Origin of the sequence: Flavobacterium cellulosilyticum (assembly GCF_004349355.1) — a bacterium.
Taxonomy (GTDB): domain Bacteria; phylum Bacteroidota; class Bacteroidia; order Flavobacteriales; family Flavobacteriaceae; genus Flavobacterium; species Flavobacterium cellulosilyticum.
Window position 1 is genome coordinate 295,671 of the sequence record NZ_SMFK01000001.1, and the last position, 20,486, is coordinate 316,156.

Genomic DNA, 20,486 nt, shown 5'->3' on the forward strand with positions numbered 1-20,486 from the left:
TTAAAATCCAATATTTAAACCCAGCGTATATACTTGAGCATTGGGTGGAACATTTTGATCTTTTCCTGAATTAATTGAATTACCATTGATAGAAACCTCGGGGTCTGAACCTCTATATTTAGTTATGGTGTACAAATTATTTCCTTGCAGATAGACATAAATAGAGCTAAACGTATTTTTTAAAAAAGCGGCATCCATTGGCACATTATACCCTAAAGACACATTTTTAAATTTTAAATATGACCCATCCTCTACTTTTGATGTGCTTGAAAATGAAAATCCTGCCGACACATTATCCCCATAATATAATTTCTGAATGTCGGTAATTTGTCCTGGCGTTGTCCATCTGTTTTTTATAAATTCTCCGTTATTAAAGTAACGCTGGTCAGAATTGGTCGCTCTTGTACCGTTGTACAATTTGTTGCCTTGGGCAAAAGTTAGGTTTACGCCCAAAACAAAATTTTTATAACGAAAAGTATTGTTTAATCCTCCAAATAGCTTTGGTAAAGAAGGTCCTTGAATCACTCCATCTTTGTAATTATCTATTGCTGGCGCTGCGCTTCCATCAAGATAAGTCCATTTTGGAGAGCCAATATGATTGTACTGCACTTCTCTGCCTTCTCTGTTTACAAAAATCATCTGACCATTTGCTGGATTCACCCCATTGCAAGGCACTGCAAAAACAGACCCAATAGAATAACCTACTCTAGTCATATTTTGAACTCCAAAAACACTTGGCACAAAAACATCATTTACCAATGACGTTACTTTATTTTTAAGTGTAGAAAGGTTTAAATTCAAGCTCCAATTAAAATCTTTTGTGTTAATAGCAACTGCATTTATCCCAACTTCGTAACCCGTATTGTACATGCCGCCCACATTTTCGTTGATATAATTGTTCGGAATTCCTGCCGAAAGAGCTTGAGGTGCTTTTAGAATTAAATTGCGTATTTTGTTGTTGAAATAATCAAATTCTACAGAAACACGATTGTTCAACATGGTAAAATTCAATCCCAAATCGAGTTTAGAGCTGGTTTCCCATTTTAGATTGGGATTGGCAGTCTGAGAATATCCTAAGGTGGGCGCACCTCCATATGTAGACGAATTATACGTACCTATTGCAGGATAGCTCCCTATTTCACTGTTACCAACAATTCCATAACTGGCTCTAATTTTTAGATTATCCAAAAAATATTTGATGTTTGAATTTTTAAAAAAAGATTCCTCAAACAAATTCCAACTAACAGAACCTCCGCCAAAACTACCGTACTTATTCCCTTGGGATAAAGCAGACAGGCCGTCTATTCTATAATTAAGCGTCATAAAATATTTGCTCTTGAAATTGTAGTTTACATTGGTAAAATACGACAACAAAGCATTTTCTGTAAGTTCATTACCCAAAGGCGAAATATTAGCATAACTTCCTTGATAATTGGTATAATACGAATCGGTGATGTTGCTTTGTGATGCTCCCCAACTATTCATTTTAGTACTTATTCGTTCTTGACCCAAAAGAATAGCTATAGTATGATTGTTCTGAATAGAGGCTTTATAATTAAGTGTATTAGCCCAATCTGTACGTGTTAAATCGGTAGCAATATTCGTGGCCACCCCATTGTACGAAGCTCCTCCACCGTGAATTGGATTTAAAACTAATTTATTTTCAATTCCAATATCATTCAATCCGAAACTAGTTTTAAAAGTTAGATTTTTTAATAAATCAATCTCTCCAAACAAATTCCCCAACATCGATTTACTTAAGGAAGTAGTCAAATCTAGCGTTTGCACCATGGCCAAATTATAGGCATTTATACTTCCTATATTCGCAGGAATATTAGCTCCATAACCTACACTGATACCATTTTGAATGCTATAAGAACCATCGGGATTGTAAACGGGTACGTTCGGAGGCAAGACATAGGTCATTCTACCCAAAGGTTCATTTGTAATATATTCTGTATTATATGTCGATGATGTCAAAGTATTTCCAGCAACTGCACCAGTATTAGGCCCAACATTTTTTGCATTACTATACGAGAAATTTACTCCGACTCTCACAAAATCATTAACAGCATGACTGATATTCAATCGAGTCATATAGTTTTGAAAAGTATTGTTTTTGATAAAACTATTTTGGTTGCTATAATCTGCCGAAAAATAATATTGAGTAGACTCATTCGCTCCCGAAATATTAATATTCTGATTGCTCGATAAACCAGGAGCATAAGCCACATCATACCAATTGGTATCTACCGTGCTCCCATCGGGATTCTTGGCCAGAAAAAAACCTGGCGCCTTACCCGCATTGACCAAGGCTTCGTTTTTTATCATGGTGTAGTCTTCTGCATTTAATAATTTGGGTAAGTTAAAAGGAGTGCTTCTACTGTACCAGCTGTTGTAATTGAATTTGGTTTTGCCTTTTTCACCTTTTTTGGTGGTAATAACCATCACACCATTGGCTGCTCTTGAGCCGTATATGGCGGCTGCCGAAGCATCTTTGAGCACATCGATAGACTGTATGTCGTTGGGGTTTATACTCGAAAGTGGATTATTCCCCACAAAACCTCCTAATGAACCTGTAAAAACCGCAACTCCATCGACCACAATCAAAGGAAAAAGTCCAGATGTAATTGTATTTAAACCACGAACCCGAATGACTGGGGTATTATTTAACACACTGGTAGATTGAATGACATCGATACCTGTTCCTTGCCCTCCTAGCAATTGATCAAAACTAGTAGATGGCCTATTTTGCAATTGCTTGGCCGAAACGGTAGAAACCGAACCAGAGAAAGCCGCCTTTTTTTGAACCAGATACCCACTAGAAATCAAAACCTCTCCCAACTGATTGGTATCTTCAAACAAAGTAATTTTGAATTGCTTGTTGGATTTTAACACTAGCTGTTGGGTGCTATACCCTAGCATGGATACTCGGATAGTTATAGGAAAAGAAATGGATGTTGATATCGAAAAAAATCCGTTTGTATCTGTTATCTCATTTTCCTTGGTTGCTATAATTTGCACGGTTACTGCTTCGATGGGCTTATTATCTATGCTAACCACTTCTCCTTTTATGGTGCTTTTTTGCCCTAAGACCGATATCGAAACTAAAAGAAAAAATAATAGTAAAAATTGATTTATGTTTGTCCGCCAAGCTAACAAACCTTGTATGTATAGCTGTTTCATTTTTTTTGCATATAAAGTACAACCAAACCAGTGCGGATAATTGCACTGGATTTGAGCTATACTGTTTAATTGATTTTTTTCTTTGAAGATTATTTTGCCACTAATTCGAAAAAATCAGAAGTTTAATTGATTTTAACACTTTGTAAAAATGAATTGTTTTTGGTAATCAAAAGATAGGTTTTTCCTTTTACGTTAATTTTTTCCATATTCTTAACATCGCCTGGAGTAAAAAACCCACTTTGAACAGCGGATATAGAACGGAATTTTCCTTTACCATTTCCTTTTAAAAACAAACCATGACCAGCATCATTCCGAGGTGTTTCTACTTCAGAATTGTACATATTTCCAGTGATTAAAACATCTAGATTACCATCTTTATCATAATCATCTACCATAATTTGGTTGATGCAAGAAAGTTGCGCTTCGATAGGCAATTCGTGAACAATAAATTTTCCGTTTTTATTTTCTAAATAAATACTGGCAAAAGATTTCACTTTGTAATGCAAGGCTTCTTCAAGAGATTTCTCAGTATAAACATCGACTAAAGTAGCTTCTGAAAAGCTTTCGTAATCTTTGAATTTTTTCTTGATGTTAGGAATTTGTTGAGAGGAACATCCACGACCGCGTACGGGATATTGCTTGCCATCATTGTAATAACTCAATACAATATCTTTGTGTTTGTCGTTGTCAAAATCTTTTACAAAAATGTCGAATGTTTCTTCTGGAGTGGCTTTGTATTTATAGTTCAAACCATTATTCCCAACGATATAATCCATATCACCATCATTATCAAAATCGCCTTGTTTGATGCTCCACCACCATCCGGTAGTATCAACGGTAAGTCCGAGTGCATTTGAAACTTCTTTGAAACCTGTTTTTGTATTTTCGAAAACACGAATTGGCATCCATTCGCCTACAACAATTATATCATCCAATTTATCATTGTTATAATCGGTAATTACAGCACTTGTTGCCATTCCTAAATTGACAAACTCTTTGGGTGCGTTTCTGGAAATTTCAAACTTTGCTTGTTTTGTTGTGCTAGTATTGTGCAACAAATAAGTAGTTGCAGGAGATGGATATTGCCCCGGTACTTGTCTGCCCAACACCAAAAGATCTTGTTTGCCATCCTTATCATAATCTATTGGATATACTTTTGAACCACTCGTTAGCATCACCGGAAGCACTCCTTTAGGTGCTTTGGTAAAATTTCCTTTGCCGTCATTTAGGTACAAACGATCTTGCAGTAGTGGGTCTTTTACTAAAAACTCATAACCACCACTCACTACATAAATGTCATTATCTCCATCGTTGTCGGCATCAAAAATCACAGCTCCCGTATCTTCACTAGATTTATCATCTTCTAGGGCTTGAATTTTTTTCTCTACAAAAGCATTTTTGGTTTGCAAAAATACTTTGCCAGAAAAAGTTGCAGAACCTCCAATAAAATAATCATCAAGTCCGTCTTTATTCAAATCTCCAACAGCAATTACAGGTCCAAAAGTAGACATTTTGTGCGGCAATAAAACTTGATCTTTAAAGTCGTCGTATGCATTTTCCTCATGTTTATAAGCTGGAAAAATGGAACTCTCTGTTGAAAACAATGTTTTTGAAGCTACAGTTTTTGCAGCAGCTTCCTCCCTTGCATCTTGCTCCTTTAAAGTCAAAATTTGATTGGCTTTTACATTTTTTAATACTTGCGTTTTTCCATTGACCCAAACTACTTTTACCTCATCGATTGTTTTGGCTTTGTTGATTCCGAAATGTAGTTCTGGCGCCACCGAGGATTGATATCCACGTGTTAAAGTAAGTTCTTGCATTTGCGTACTTCCATTCACTTTGAGGTACACACGATTTCCTAAACCTTGACTATTTTTTGAATTACTTTTAAAACGTACTGTCAAATAATTAGTGGTTTTAGCACTGGTATTCTCAAAAACGCATGCATAATCGTCGATGTTATTGGTAATAATTTCTAGGTCACCATCATTATCTAAATCGGCATAAACCACACCGTTTGAAAACCCTTTGTATTCGATTCCCCATTTTTTATTGGCCTGTTCAAATTGTAGTTTTCCTTTATTTTGAAAAATAAAATTATCTATTTTTTCAGAAGGAATCGCTAATGATTTTTTGAGTAAGTCATTAGGTTTTAAATTTTGATCTTCTAAACTATGAAAATAGTCGTTATTGTTTACCTCTCTCCTTGTGCCATTAGTAATAAACAAATCTTTATTTCCGTCATTATCAAAATCAGCAAATAAAGCACCCCAGCTCCAGTCTGTAGAAGAAGTTCCTGTTATTCTGGAAACATTAGAAAAATGAGGAATGCCATCTGTGTACACACCCGAATTGAGTTGCATGCAGTTGTGCATGTATTGGTATTGAAATCCAGCATTGACTACATCCCAAAACAATTGTGGATTCATACTAGACATATTTGCTTTTTTACGGCGATTGTCTTTGGCATCCATATCTACTTGAAAAATATCTAAATTTCCGTCGTTGTTAAAATCCGAAATATCAGCGCCCATTCCGTAAAATGCGGTATGACCTGTTGCATTATTTACCACTTCTTTAAATGTACCATCGTGGTTGTTGATGTACATAAAATCCGGAGAATTGAAATCATTAGACACATAAATATCTGGCCATGAATCGTTATTGATGTCTCCTATTGTTGCACTCAGGGATAATCCATAGGCTTTCACTCCTGCAGCATCGGTTACATTAGTAAAATGATTGCCATCGTTTCGATACAAATGACCCGATTCTTGGTCTTTTACATTACGCATCATTTGTACATAGGCAAATGTAGGTGAGCTGAACTTTGTTGGAGGATAATTGGCTACGAATAAATCTAAATCGCCGTCTTTATCATAGTCGAAAAAAGTACCTTGAACACTATTTCCAATATCATCAATGCCATATTCCTTGGCACGTTCTGTAAATGTTCCGTTGCCATTATTGATATACAGTTCATTATTTCTTGGGCCAAATTTACCTCCTACACTACAATAAATATCTAGAAAACCATCACCATTGACATCGGCCATTGTTACTCCAGTGTACCAGCGAGTATCACCACCAACACCAGCTTTTTTTGTAATGTCTTCGAACTTGAGGTTTCCTTTGTTCAAATACAATTTGTTAGACACTTGATTTCCTGTAAAAAAAACATCAATAAGTCCATCATTGTTAATGTCTCCTGCTGCAACACCACCTCCCATGTAGATATAGGTATAGGTAAAATAATTTAAGGAGTCGGTTTCTTTTAGATTATTACTAAAATCAATTCCAGTATCGGTATGATCTAAGGTCGTAAAGATTTTGTTCTCGGAATCATTATTAGAACAGCTAATAAGCAATAGCAAGCCCACAATACTTAATATATATTTTCTCATTTTGGTTGATTATTTTTAATTTCTTTAGATTTAATTACTCGAAGCTCTGCTTCGTTTTTTTTTGCCACAGATTTAAAGAAAGTGGTGCGACTTTGACAAATAGTTACTAACTTTTTTTACCGCTGATTTCACAGATTTACACTAATTAAGAAAAAGAGTTAGATAGAATTCACAGATTAAAAAAGATTTTTTAAAATCTGTGAATCTGTGGCTATTATTTCACTAATACCATTGGTAATCTGTCCCGAGTCAGTTTGTTTTTTTATTTTTCATCTCTTTCTTTAGTGTATTTCTAGAAATCAAAATAATTTGATTTACCCTAATTACAAAGAAACTCAAAATCTAAAACCACTCTAATGAATAGTTTCAATTATTTTTTGTAAAAACTGGGAATTAAATAAAATCGGGGGGAGGAAGATTTATAAAAAGGTGTCCTGAATGGATTCTTTTATTAGGTAAATTAGAAGAAACAGAATCTTTAAAACCATTTTTCAGATTGAAATCATAACAAACCTCATCGTTGGGTATGTAATCCTTAATAAACGATTTTAATAATTTCTTTGTTGGATTTTCTTTATTGGAATTGGTTTCAAATAATTGAGAATCAACAATTTTTTTTAAGTCTTTGTTTATTGCCGCTTTATGGATATTTTTGATGCAATATAATTTTAAAACATTGTTTTGTATTCTGTTTTTAAAAACGTGGTACGTGGTATTATTGATGATTATATCTTCATTTTTTTCTTCAAATCCTGAATCCACAATATAAGCATAGGGTTTAATGTTAATTTCAAATATTTCAAATTTTGAATCATCCGTTTTTTCCATAGCAGTCACCCACGATTGCTCTTTTTGGTCAGCAAACATCATATAAAATCCCAATACATTATAAAACAATGTAACGATTAAAAAGAGTGATGCGAATTTCTTCATATTTGATTAAAAAGAGTTTCTATTAAATTTACTTTACCAACGAAAAAATACTCATTGGGGCATCGTTATTCGCTATAAGCAAATGTTGTTTTCCTTTAATTTGTATTTTTTTCATTTGTTTGGCATTTTCGCTATTGTAAAAATTTAAATCTTTATACGATTTCAAGTTTCCTTTAGTATCTCCTAACAATATATAACCAACATTGCTGTCGTAACGAATGGTTTCTACTTCGGATTCATAAAGCCCACCTACACCTATAACATCCTGAAAACCATCTTTGTTTACATCTGCAAAAACAAAGGACATTGTTGGTCCCAGTTGTGCTGTATTTGGTAGTTCTTTGAAAGTAAACGAACCTTTTCCGTTATTAATAGCGTAACCCGATTTGAATTGAAATGCTTGTTTATGATAGGAAGCTTTTAATTCTTTATCTCCATAAATATCGGCTAATTTTGATGTTGCAAAACTTTTGAAAGTGGGCATCTTTTTACTAACAAATGAATTTTGTTGTGTAGAGCATTCTTTTCCTCTAACGGGCACAAGGTTTCCTTTGTAAAGCTTGCTCAACACCATATCATATGTGGAATTATTGTCAAAATTGTTTCCATAAATATGCAATGGTTTTTCGACAGAGGGATGAAACTTATTATTTCCTCCAATGTTTCCAAAGAAATAATCTAAATCTCCATCATTATCAATATCAACTTCTGAAACTGTGTTCCACCAGCCTTCAGTATTTTTGAATTGCGGTGTGTCAATAATTTTAAATTGTGATTTGGTGTTTTTTAATACCGTAATTGGCATCCATTCGCCCACAACTATTAAATCTTTATTGCCATCATTATCATAATCTGAGAAAATAAAATCATTGACAATTCCTATTTTCGAAAATTCAGGCGCAACAGTAGCTGTAACATCTTTGAAAATTCCCTTGTCATTTCTCAAAAAATAGGAGTTGGGTACTAATGGATATTTTCCTGGAATGCAATGTCCTCCAATAGCTAAATCTAAATCACCATCATTGTCAAAATCTACCGCTTTTACAGCTTTTGTACATGATAACATTTTAGGTAATGATGTACTTTTTATAAATTTGCCTTTTCCATTATTTAGATACAAGCGGTCTTGGAGCAAAGGGCTGTTTTCTACTAACTCATAGCCGCCACTGGTTACATACAAATCTAGATAACCGTCATTATTAGCATCAAAAAACAAAGATCTATTGTCTTCATAGGACTTGTCTTTTTCAAAATCCGTTTGTTCAGAAACATCAAATTTTCCAGAACGATTTTGTAAATAGAGTTTGCCGGATTGTCCTTGTGCGCCACCAACATAAAAATCGTCTAATCCATCTTTATTTACATCGCCAACTGATAATGCAGGTCCTTGTTGTGATAGTTTTTGGGGTAACAATACTTGTTTCGAAAAATCATTGAAACTATTTTCGTGATGTGTAAAAGCGATTCCTAATTGTAAAGGATCAACTTTAGTGAAATTTCTATTGGCTTTTGCAACAAACGGTTTTGTTAAAACGGCATCTTTAATGTTCAGTTCTAAAGTTTGATTGGCTTGTTCATTTTCTACAATAGAAACCAATCGATTATCCCAAACGACCTCTATTTTTTTGATTTTATCTTCATTCCCTAAGCCAAAATTCAAAACATTTGTCATACAAGATTGATAGCCTCTAGTTGGGTATTGTTCCTGGTATTGTTGAAGTTTTTCTGTAAATACTTTTACTTTAGCTCCAATTGCATTGATGTTATTCGGTCCTCCGATAAGTTTTATATTTACAAAATTCCCTGTAGAATTATTTTTATAAACTGATGCTTTTTCCGATATATTATTGACAATTAAGTCTAAATCTCCATCGTTGTCTAAATCGGCATAAGCTACCCCATTAGAGTTTACTTTTTTATCCAATCCCCACGATTCGGTCGTGTTCGTAAAAGTTAAATCACCATTGTTTTTATAGCCATAATTAGACAGTTTTTCTGAAGGCATCATATCTACAACATCCAGAACGGTCATGTGAATTTTATTATCCAAATTACTTTTTACTTTTCGAGCATAATCTTGATTACTAAAATTACGATCAATTCCATTTGTAATAAATAAATCCTTATATCCATCGTTGTCAAAATCAGCAATAAGTGGTGCCCAACTCCAATCGGTTTTAGAGACGCCAGCTAATTGGCCTATGTCACTATACGTCCCGTTACCATTGTTTAATTGAAAAACATTAGCCATATAAGGATGATTGTAATTAGCTTTTATAATTTTCTCAAATCCCTCAGTATTCATACTTGGCATATTTTCTTTACTCCGAATATGATCTTCGGCTGACATCTCTAACACTATTAAATCGGGTAAAAAATCATTATTGATATCTGCATAATCCGTTCCCATACTATTGAAAGAAATATGTTTGAAACGGGTGTTTATTTGGTTCGAAAAAGTACCATCGTGGTTGTTGATGTATAAAAAATCGGGCATTATATAATCATTGGCTACATAAATATCGGGCCAGCCATCATTATTATAATCACCAATCGATGCACTCAAACCCCAAGCTTTATTGACAAGTTTAGCTTCCACGGTAACGTCTGTAAAAGTGTTTCCATCATTTCTAAACAAATGGTCGGAAGTTTCTGGATATTTTTTTTGAGATTCTTTCTGTTCAATACGCAAAGTGTTTTGGAAATCAACGCGATGATTTACGAGATACATATCTAAATCACCATCTTTATCATAATCAAAGAAATACGATTGAATAGAAAAACCATCATTATCTAAACCAAAAGCATGGGCTTCTTCTTTGAAAGTACCATCTTTTTGATTGATAAATAATTTATTTTTTCTCCATTCATTCGATTCTAAAGAAGCTGATTTACAAACATAAATATCTAGCCAGCCATCATTATTGATATCAATCATTGAAGTTCCAGTGGTCCAGCCATATTCATCAGAGACATTTGCTGATTGTGTAATATCTTCAAACTCAAAATTTCCTTTATTTAGGTATAACTTATTTGATTGTTGATTCGAAGTGAAATATATATCTTGTAACCCATCGTTATTAATGTCGCCGACAGCAACACCGCCTCCGTTTAAAGCATACATATATCGAACACAATTAAAAAGGGTATCCTGTTTAACAACATTTTCAAAATTTATTTGTGTGTGTTCACTTGGAACTAAAGTAAAAAGGGTTTCAGCATTTGAAGTTTTTTTCTTTAATTCAGAATGGTCACAACTATTTAAAAGTGTTAAAATAAAAATCGAAACAACGACTTGAAGTATGCGCATATGTTATTTTTTATAAATAGAAAAAGATTTAATTTAATGATCACAATATAGTGATATACTGATTTCTATTCTTACTATTAGATAGTTATTTAGCATTAAAAAACAGCGCATTTGCATGCGCTGTTTACCAAAAATACTAACTCAAACTAACCAAAGTTTTTTATATTTTTTACCAATTTGGGTTGTTTCCCTTAATGTTAGGGTTTGACGAAGTCTCTCTGTTTGGTATTGGCCATAATTCACTTTTACCTACTTTAAAACCACTTCCTGGTATTTCTGTAGCTGCATTTCCCCAACGCATAATGTCATCAAAACGAACTTGCTCACCTGCTAATTCTACTTTGCGCTCATGAATAATGGCTTTGAAAACTGCATCTTTAGTAGGAGCGATTACTGTAAGTAATCCAGCTCTATCTCTAACTTCTTTTATGTATGCGATGGCAACTGTTTGAACACCTGAAGGTCTTTGATTTTCACATTCTGCTTTCATTAGTAATACATCCGAATAACGCATTACTTTAAAGTTGATACTTGAATCTTGGTTTTCATCAGTACGTTTGTAATAATTTTGGTATTTTTTCCAACCTGCTCTTCTATTTCCTTCAGATGAACCAAAATTAGCAGCTGTCATTGTACTGTTTCCATTGTTGTATTTTGAACCGGGAACATAAAAAGTATCGCCAAAACGCTTATCGCCAACTTCATATTCGTCTAATAAATTGCTAGATGGATACACATTGTACCAACCTAAGTTACCATATTCTTGGCCTCTAAAAGTTGCTTCAGCTGCACCTGTTCCTGAAATATCACTACCCCATTTGTCTCCAACTCCTATTTTTTCATCGTATTCGATTTCAAATATAGATTCTGGACCGTGCTCCGTTTCATCCATAAAGTTGTTGTAGAAATTAGTTTCTAAACTGAAACCAGTAACTTTATTCAAAGTAACTAATGCTTCATCGTATTTTTTTAGATACAACTGCACTTTTCCTAAATAAGCTAAAGCAGCTTCTTTCGTAGCTCTTCCTTTTTGTTCTACACTAATAGCCAAAAGGTTTTTAGAAGCAAAATCAAAATCATCAGAAATCAATTTGTAAACATCTGCTTTTGGACTTCTAGCGTTACCTTCAATAGTTTGTTTCGTGTAAATTGGCAAATCTCCAAAACGGTTTACCAAAAGAAAATAATAGTAGGCTCTTAAAAAATGAGCTTCTCCAAGAAATTTATTTTTATTCACATCACTAAGAACTGATGTTGGCAGTTCTTTAATTTTAGCTTCATTGTCTAATACAAAATTAGCTTTTGATATTCCTAAGAAACAAGTTTCCCAATAAAACTGTATAATGTCACTACTTGCATCGAAGGAGAAATCAAGAAAGGGTCTTTTATTTCCTTCTAATTGCGGGTTTCCTTTGTTTTCTTGAGACATGTTGTCTAAAGCAAAGAATATATGTCTTCCGTATAGTCCTCTTGTTTGCAAATTTGCATAAGCAGCATTTACAGCTGATTGCACCTGAGCTTCAGTTTTAAAGAAAGTCTCTGGTGAGAGTGCATTAGGGTTTGTTAATTCTAAATCTTTCGTGTCGCATGAATTTATGGCGAAAATTCCCGACAATAATATAAGTATATATTTTATTTTTTTCATGTTTTTATATTTTAAAATGTAACGTCAAGTCCAAAGATTACAGATTTTGGTTGTGGATATCTACCTAAATCAATTCCAGCAGAATTTGCATTACCATCAGCACGTGCAACTTCAGGATCTAAACCAGAATATTTAGTAAGTGTAATAAGATTTTGCGCACTTAAATACAATCGCATTTTTGAAAAATATTTATTATATGAATTCCCTGAAAGTGTGTACCCAACAGTAATGTTTTTCAATCTTGTATAAGAACCATCTTCTACATATCTATCACTTGCTGAAGCCCAGTTTTGATTTGCGCCTAATGCTCTTGGCAAAGTAGCGGATGGGTTAGTAACAACTCCATTGGCAACAATAGATCTTCCTATAACATCAGTACTTGCATTAAACAAACGTTGCATTCCTTGTAAATCAAAAAGAGGTGCATTAAAAATATCATTCCCTTGAACTCCAGTTATAAAACAATTGAAATCAAAGTTCTTATAACCAGCAGTAAGGTTTAAGCCATAAGTAAAATCTGGATATGGATTTCCAATATTAGTTTTGTCGGCAGAGTTGATTACTTTATTATTATCTCTATCTACAAATCTAATGTCTCCAGGCTTAATAGCAGTTTGTCCTGCACCAAAAACAGCATCAACTTCTGCTTGGTTTTTGTATATACCATTGGTTTGCAAACCATAGAAATAGAATAAAGGTTGTCCCACTTCAAGTCTTGAGAAGTTTTCTAAACCTGCTCTAGGTACTGGACCAGCTAATACGGAAGTTATGCCAGGGGCCAAACTTACCACTTCATTTTTACTTGTTCCTAAATTTGCAGTTGCTGACCATGTAAAATCGCCTTCTCTATCGTTATAACCTAAACTCAATTCGAATCCTTTTGTTTTAACATCGGCAATATTTACAATTTGATTTCCTCCTACTGAACCTACAGAAGCCGGAAGAGGCACTGCAAAAAGAATGTCGCTACTTTTATTATTAAAATATTCGATAGCACCTGTGAATTTTTCATCCAATATTCCGAAATCTAAACCAATGTTTCTATCATTTTTAGACTCCCATTTCAAATCTGGATTAGGAGCATCACCTAATGTAACACCGGCTGCAGCAGCTCCAGCAATAGGATAAATATAGTTAGCAGCTAACGAAGCACTATAACGATAATTGTCTATTCTGTCATTTCCTGTTGTACCATTACTAGCTCTTAATTTTAAGGTGCTGAAAATAGAATTTTTCATAAAGCTTTCTTTAGCAATATTCCAACCTAAGGCAACAGAGTAAAAATTACCCCAACGGTTGTTTGCTCCAAAACGAGAAGAAGCATCACGACGACCTGATACTGCTACAAGGTATTTTTCATCATAATCATAATTGATACGAGCTATATAACCTAAATTATTTTCCTCATAAGTATTTGAACTTAAATTGGCATCTTGAAGTCTTAGTTGATCAATTTCATTTGAAATATAATAACGGCTACTTGCATTTATACTTTGCCCTTTTCCAGAAATTTTAGAAACAACCCCTATGGCTTCGATATTGTGATGCTCAGCTATTGTAGTCTTATAAGATAGACTGTTATCAAAAACTGTAGTTTGACCAAATTGATTCACTTCATTTGTTGTAGAGTACCCCTGGCTATGCGCTGAACCGTCTCTAAAACTAGGAACAAATGTATGATCTTTTCTAGTGTAATAATCCAAAGAAACTTGTGATCTCAATTTTAATCCTTTATAAAGTTCGAATTCTCCATAAATATTTCCAATTATAGATAAGCCATTTATTACTTGATTTCCTAAATTTTGAACACGTACAGGATTTTCGGCATCTTGTCCATCTGCAGCAGAAGGTCCTTGGTATCCACCTAAATTGTCTGCATTATATATAGGCAAGTAAGGCGCCATTTTTATAGCATGTTCTAATAGTGTTCTTCCACCAGCACTACGCTCAGGATTCGTTTTATTAAACGAAACACCAATATTACTTCCCATTGTAAATTTTCCGATAGTTTGTTCGTTATTTGCTCTAAAAGAATAACGCTCATAACCAGTATTTATAATAGAACCTTCTTGTTTTAAATATTCTGCTGAATAGCGACTAGATGATGTATCGGTTCCATTTGAAAAACTCAAATTATAATCCTGCATCAAACCTGTTTGAAATATTTGATCTTGCCAATTTGTATTTGTATTTCCAAAAGTGGCAGCACGTGCAGTAAGATCACTACCTAAATCTTTAGCATACTGTAAGTATTGTTGCGTATTCATAACATCAAATCTTTTTGAAACTGATTGAGATCCTAAATAAGTATTAAAAGTAAGTACTCCAGCTCCTTTTTTACCTTTTTTAGTAGTTACAATAATTACCCCATTAAAAGCTTTAGAACCATACAGAGCCGTTGTTGAGGCGTCTTTTAAAACTGATATGGTCTCAATGTCATTAGGGCTTAATCCAGATAGGTTTCCTGTTAAAACCCCATCTATTACATACAAAGGACTACTATTTCCCATTGTGGATAAACCACGAATGCTAACTGTAGGACTGCTTCCTGGTGCGCCATTAATAACAGTAACCCCCGCTGCTCTACCCTGCAAAGCTGATTCTGCATTTATTATAGGTACTGACGCAATTTCTTTAGCACCAACTACTGAAATTGCTCCAGTAACTTTAGCTCTTTTTTGAGTTCCGTAAGCAACAACAACAACTTCGTTTAAGCTTTGAGTTGATTCTACTAATTTAACATTAATCGAGGTTTGATTTCCTACAGTAATAGTTTGAGAAACCGTACCAACGAAGGAGAACGTAATTTTGTCAGTAGTTTTTACATCTTTTAAAAAGTATTTCCCGTCAAAATCTGTTGAAGCACTATTTTTAGAGCCTAGTATATTTACGCCTGCACCTGGCAGAGGAACGCCTGCAGCGTCAGTAACGACTCCTTGAATGGTCTTTGATTGCGCCATCACATCGTGAGTGCAAATCATTACCAATGCAATTATTGCAAATTTTAATTTCATAATCATATTTAGTTGGTTTTAGTTGGTTTAAAAATTGTTTTGAATTTAAAAAATTGTTCTTTTGATTTTCATTGAGTATAATTTTATCATACTTTAATAATTTCTGGGTTAATAATTTTTCTAAAGAGATTGATGGTTTTTCATCAAAAAATTATTTTTTCAAATCAGATGATTCTTTATTTTTTTTGACAAAAAATATAAATCTGTTTTCATTTCATATCTTTTAATTTTTAGGATTATACATAGTTTTGGTTTTTAGTTGATTCCTGTTCTACGTTATCAAAAGTATGTGGTTTAATCTTGTTTAATCTAAAACAAATGATGCAAAAAATAACACATATGTAGCATACAACAGGAAAAATATAGAAAATGCAATACATCACAACCTATTTAGCAAAAAATACACAATTACCATATTGTTACTAATACTCTTTTATTTTTTTACTATATGAAAAAATAAAAGAGTATTTTAAAGTTTTTGACAATTAGAAAAAAATCAAGTTGATCAAAAAAACAGGTTGTAATTTGAGTTTTAAATACATTTCTATTAGCCTAAATGAATGTATAAACCAATCCGTTTGAGCACAAAAAAAAGCGGTTTAAAACCGCTTTTGGAGACTATTTCTAATTATTCCTATTTATTATTTTGAGTAGGAAGGTGTCCAAACTTCTCTTTGAAGCATTTGGTAAAATAAGAAGGAGAGCTAAAGCCAACTTTATAACTTATCTCATTTATATTATCATTACCAAGTTCTATTAATTCTTTGGCTTTTTCTAATCGAACATTTCTAATAAATTCATTTACAGAAACCCCGGTCAAAGATTTTATTTTTCGATACAACTGACTTCTACTCAAAAACACTTTAGATGCTAATACCTCAACACTTAATTCCGATTCGCTAATGTTTTCATTTATAAAATCGAGGGCATTTTTTATAAATTCATTATCCAAGGTCGTCGTTTTTTCTTTTGCCTTTGGACTTATTCCATTATAAAATTTATTGAAAATAATTTGTCTACTATTAATCAGTTGTGCCAAACTAGATCTCAAAATATCCATGTCGAAAGGTTTACTCAAATAAATATCTGCGCCAGAATCTATGCCTTCCAATTTGTCTTTAATTAGTGCCTTTGCAGACAGCATCAATAAGGGAATATGACTGGTTTTTAGATCCTTCTTGATACTTTTACATAATTCCAAACCGTTCATGACAGGCATAATAACATCGGTCAAAATCAAATCGGGCGATTTTTGCAATGCCAATTCCAATCCAACTTGTCCATTCTCTGCTACTAAAACCTTGTATTCTTTTTTCAATTCGTTTTTAAGGTAATTCCGCAATTCTACATTGTCTTCTACAATTAAAATTGTGTGAATGCGGTCCTGAGCTTCCTCATCCACTTCCGACAAAACTTCGACTTGTTTGACTATTGTAGTGTAACTTTCTTTTTTCTCGTTTTTAAACTCATTTAGTAGCACTTCGTCTTCATTGAAAAAGTCCTTGCCAATAGGAAATAGTAGTTTAAAAGTAGTTCCAACTCCCAATTCGCTTTCTACAATGATTTCTCCTTTATGCAATTCTACAAACCCACGCACCACTTCTAAGCCAATCCCGGTACTACCATAATAGGTTTTATTTAAGTTGTTTACTTGATAAAAACGATCAAAAATTTTCTTGATGTCTTTTTTATCCAAACCAGCACCTGTATCTTCAATAATCACTTCAAAAGAGGGTGTTTTGTTATTTGAATTTATCAATGGAAAATGAATCAAATCTTCGTGAATGATTATTTTCACCATAATATTCCCATTATCTGGAGTAACTTTGAATGCATTTGAAACCACATTAAAAATAATTTTTTCGAACATTTTAGGATCAATCCAATCTTTTAGCGCTACTTTATTCGATTCAAACTTTAAATTCACACCTCTACTTATGGCTTCCTCCTCAAAACAACTCACGATTTCTTTGGTAAAACTAATTACCTCTATTTGCTGTACTTTCAAGCTCATTTTATTAAATTGCAATTGATTAAAATCCATTAATTCATTAATCAATCGCGAAAGTCTGTCGGAACTTTTTTGAATGGTTTGCAATTTATTCAACACTCCAGAAGGCAATTCAGTAGATTTATTTTTAATGATATCTGCCAGAGGATTCAAAATCAACGTAAGTGGCGTTCTAAACTCATGAGAAATATTGGTAAAGAATTGCAGCTTTTTATTGTTTAGTTTTTCTATTTGAATGTTCTTTTCCTTTTCAAATTGAATCATTTGTTTTTGTTTGAAACGATTTTGAAAGTATTCGTTCAAAAAATGAATCGATGCTAAAATTATCAATGAATAAAACAAATATGCAAAAGAAGTTTTCCACCAAGGCGGTAGGATTTCGATTTTCAGTTCCAGTGGATTTTGACTCCAAACTCCATTTTTTTCGGCCGATTTAACGTTAAAAACGTAATGACCAGGCGCTAAATTTGTATAAGTGGCCGATCGTTTACTGCCTACATAATTCCACGATTCCTCAAAACCATCTAAATAATAAGCATATTCGTTTTTGGCGGGATAAGAATAATTGAGTCCAATAAAATCAATGGTAAATACAGACTGATCGTGTTTAAGAATAATCTTTTGGGTTTGAGAAATCACTTTAAGCAATGGCGAATCTTTTTCTAAAGGCTTAACCGATTTATTAAACAGTTTAAAATCGGTAAGATAAACAGGTAGTTCCTTACGGCTTTTAATTAAACTTGCGGGATTAAAATAATTTAGACCTTCGTAACTCCCAAAATAGAACCAGCCTTTTTCGTCTTTCAGAACGGCATTGTTATTAAAATCGTTTCCTAATAAACCATCATCTGTAGAATAATTGATGGTTGTTTTATTTTGCAAATCCAGTTTTGTGATCCCTTTTTTTCCGCTTAACCAGATCGCTCCGTCATTAGATTGCACAATAGATGCTATAGATTTTTCATAGAAGCCTTTGTAGTTTACATACCATTGCAAAACATCCGTTTTTTTATTGTAGCTAAACAATCCTGCACCATCAGTTCCAATCCAGATTTCTTTGTTTTTTGCTTCAAACAAAGTATTAATGGTATGGGTGCTTTTATGGTTTTTATATTTTTCATCCATTTTATTACGAAAAGGAACTACTGTAAAATGCACCAAATCCTTTGAAGTTACCTGATACAAACCTGTTGTTGTCCCAACCCAAACCATATCGTCTGAATCTACCATTACTTTTCTGATGTCTGAATTTAACGCTCCACTGGTATAAAACGGTTTGGAGTTGCAATAATGAAACTGATTGTCAGCCGGATTATAATAATGCAAACCTTTCAAAAAAGTACCAATCCAGATGACTCCTTTAGAATCTTCTGCAATATCCATAATGTGATCGGAGGCAAGGCCAGGAGTATTTCTGGTGTTGAAATTCACAAAATTCCTACTCCCTTTTTTCAAAACAAAAACGCCCTCATTCCAGCTACTAAGCCAAATGTTCTGCTTTTTGTCAATAAATACCTTTGTAATATTATCATTAGTCAAGCCAGAACAAAAACTCGCGTCGTATTTGGTAATATGTTTAAAATTTTTAGTAATCGGATTGTAAACATCAACTCCACCACCCTCCATAGTTATCCATAGCTGACCTTCATGATCTCTGGCAATACTGGTAACACAATCGGTTTGCAATGATTGAGGGTTTCCAATCAAACTTTCGATAATATTGACTTTGCTATTTAATTTATCAAAAACGCCAAGTCCTTTATTATAATAACCCAACCAGATTCTTTTGTCTTTATCCAAATACAAAGACCAAACAGAATTAGAACTCAAACTACGTTTATCAAACTTACTGTTTACATACTTTTTTTGAACAACACCTTCATGGTTTACAACTATTAATCCGTCGTTTTCTGTAGCGCAAAGGATCGTATTGGCATCTGTTGCCATTATTGACATTATCCTTTTGGTTGTAATGGGATAGGAAAATAATTGCTTTTCATTTGACGAAAGATCAAGTTTTACAAGACCTAAATAACCATTACCAATCCATAAGTTTTGCTTACCATCAAAATATAAAGACACAATAGATCCTGAAAGTGTTTGGTTGTTTTTGCCAAGATCTACTTTTTTTACCTCATTTTTTACGGGGTCATATGTTTTTAAACCAAAGCTAGTTCCTAAATAAATTTTGCCTTTTTTATCTTTTGCAAAGCAATTTATTAAATAATTTGTTGTCGTTGGAGCATCTATTTTAATTTTAGTTACTTGACGATATTTTATATTAAACTTAAGCAAACCATTACCAAGGGTTCCTAAAAAAAGATTCCCGTTGTTATCTTCAATAATACTTTTAACAGAAATCACAGTGTGTTTTTTAAACTGTTTTTGAAGATCTATTGTTTCAAAATTATTTAAATTCCGATTATAAAGACACAAACCTTCATCAGTACCGATCCACAACCGGTTGCTTTTATCTACATGAGTTGCATAAATTAAATTACTATTTATAGAACTGCTAACCTTAGAGTTTTGCTCATAAGCTATATAATTCACCCCATCATATTTGTACAAACCCGCACCATTTGTACCAATCCACATAAAACCTAATTGATCTTGTGAAATGGTGTAGATACCACTTTTAGAAGTTTCTTGATCTACAATACGGAATTGATAGTTTTCGAAAATGTTTTGAGAAAACAAGTTGTTTACGACAAATAATAATAAGACAATTATTCTAAAACACTTTTTTTGGGACATTATAAAATGATTGGTGAAATTAAACTTTAAATACGCAAGACAACAGGTGTAATTATTCTATGAAAATAAACTGATAAATCATTACTTAACCTCTTTATATTCACAAAATTACTATTTAAACACAACCTAGATTTTATCAAATATAATAAAAAAAACAACCGTTTGCTTTTTAGTCTCACATATAACAACTTATTTTTAGAAATTCTTACTAATCACTATTTTACTT

At 33.2% G+C, this 20,486-nt stretch carries 7 protein-coding genes; all 7 read right to left on the reverse strand.

All coding sequences use genetic code 11. The annotated features are described in order from the left end of the window. The 7 genes from E0F76_RS01175 to E0F76_RS01205 all read right to left on the reverse strand — a co-directional run bounded on the left by E0F76_RS01175 (nt 1) and on the right by E0F76_RS01205 (nt 20,260). Nucleotides 1–3,186: a SusC/RagA family TonB-linked outer membrane protein gene (locus E0F76_RS01175; RefSeq protein WP_132000508.1), complete on the reverse strand. Its 3,186-nt coding sequence runs from the start codon at nt 3,184–3,186 to the stop codon at nt 1–3. 122 nt (nt 3,187–3,308) lie between these two features. Continuing rightward, nucleotides 3,309–6,590, reverse strand: a complete 3,282-nt coding sequence (locus tag E0F76_RS01180; protein WP_132000509.1) for a VCBS repeat-containing protein — start codon at nt 6,588–6,590, stop codon at nt 3,309–3,311. A gap of 393 nt (nt 6,591–6,983) precedes the next feature. Continuing rightward, nucleotides 6,984–7,523 carry a hypothetical protein gene (locus E0F76_RS01185; protein WP_132000510.1) on the reverse strand — a complete coding sequence of 180 codons (540 nt, stop codon included), beginning with the start codon at nt 7,521–7,523 and terminating at the stop codon, nt 6,984–6,986. A gap of 28 nt (nt 7,524–7,551) precedes the next feature. Next, entirely contained in the window at nt 7,552–10,833 is a 3,282-nt protein-coding gene (locus tag E0F76_RS01190) for a VCBS repeat-containing protein (protein WP_132000511.1), read from the reverse strand. A 169-nt stretch (nt 10,834–11,002) separates the two neighbouring features. Beyond that, on the reverse strand, nt 11,003–12,478 hold the full coding sequence (locus E0F76_RS01195) for a RagB/SusD family nutrient uptake outer membrane protein (protein ID WP_132000512.1): 1,476 nt from the start codon (nt 12,476–12,478) through the stop codon (nt 11,003–11,005). A gap of 11 nt (nt 12,479–12,489) precedes the next feature. After that, the gene (locus E0F76_RS01200) at nt 12,490–15,492 is read right to left on the reverse strand and encodes a SusC/RagA family TonB-linked outer membrane protein (RefSeq protein ID WP_246021947.1); all 3,003 of its coding nucleotides are present in this window, start codon (nt 15,490–15,492) and stop codon (nt 12,490–12,492) included. A 634-nt stretch (nt 15,493–16,126) separates the two neighbouring features. Continuing rightward, nucleotides 16,127–20,260 (reverse strand): hybrid sensor histidine kinase/response regulator transcription factor, encoded by a 4,134-nt coding sequence (locus E0F76_RS01205; protein ID WP_132000514.1) that lies wholly within the window; start codon nt 20,258–20,260, stop codon nt 16,127–16,129. Between the last annotated feature and the right edge of the window lie 226 nt (nt 20,261–20,486).

What these genes read in the sequence shown, in the direction of transcription:
- E0F76_RS01185 (WP_132000510.1), bottom strand. Translation starts at nt 7,523, where the DNA reads ATGAAGAAATTCGCATCACTCTTTTTAATCGTTACATTGTTTTATAAT.
- E0F76_RS01200 (WP_246021947.1), bottom strand. Translation starts at nt 15,492, where the DNA reads ATGAAATTAAAATTTGCAATAATTGCATTGGTAATGATTTGCACTCAC.
- E0F76_RS01175 (WP_132000508.1), bottom strand. Translation starts at nt 3,186, where the DNA reads ATGAAACAGCTATACATACAAGGTTTGTTAGCTTGGCGGACAAACATA.
- E0F76_RS01195 (WP_132000512.1), bottom strand. Translation starts at nt 12,478, where the DNA reads ATGAAAAAAATAAAATATATACTTATATTATTGTCGGGAATTTTCGCC.
- E0F76_RS01180 (WP_132000509.1), bottom strand. Translation starts at nt 6,590, where the DNA reads ATGAGAAAATATATATTAAGTATTGTGGGCTTGCTATTGCTTATTAGC.
- E0F76_RS01190 (WP_132000511.1), bottom strand. Translation starts at nt 10,833, where the DNA reads ATGCGCATACTTCAAGTCGTTGTTTCGATTTTTATTTTAACACTTTTA.
- E0F76_RS01205 (WP_132000514.1), bottom strand. Translation starts at nt 20,260, where the DNA reads ATGTCCCAAAAAAAGTGTTTTAGAATAATTGTCTTATTATTATTTGTC.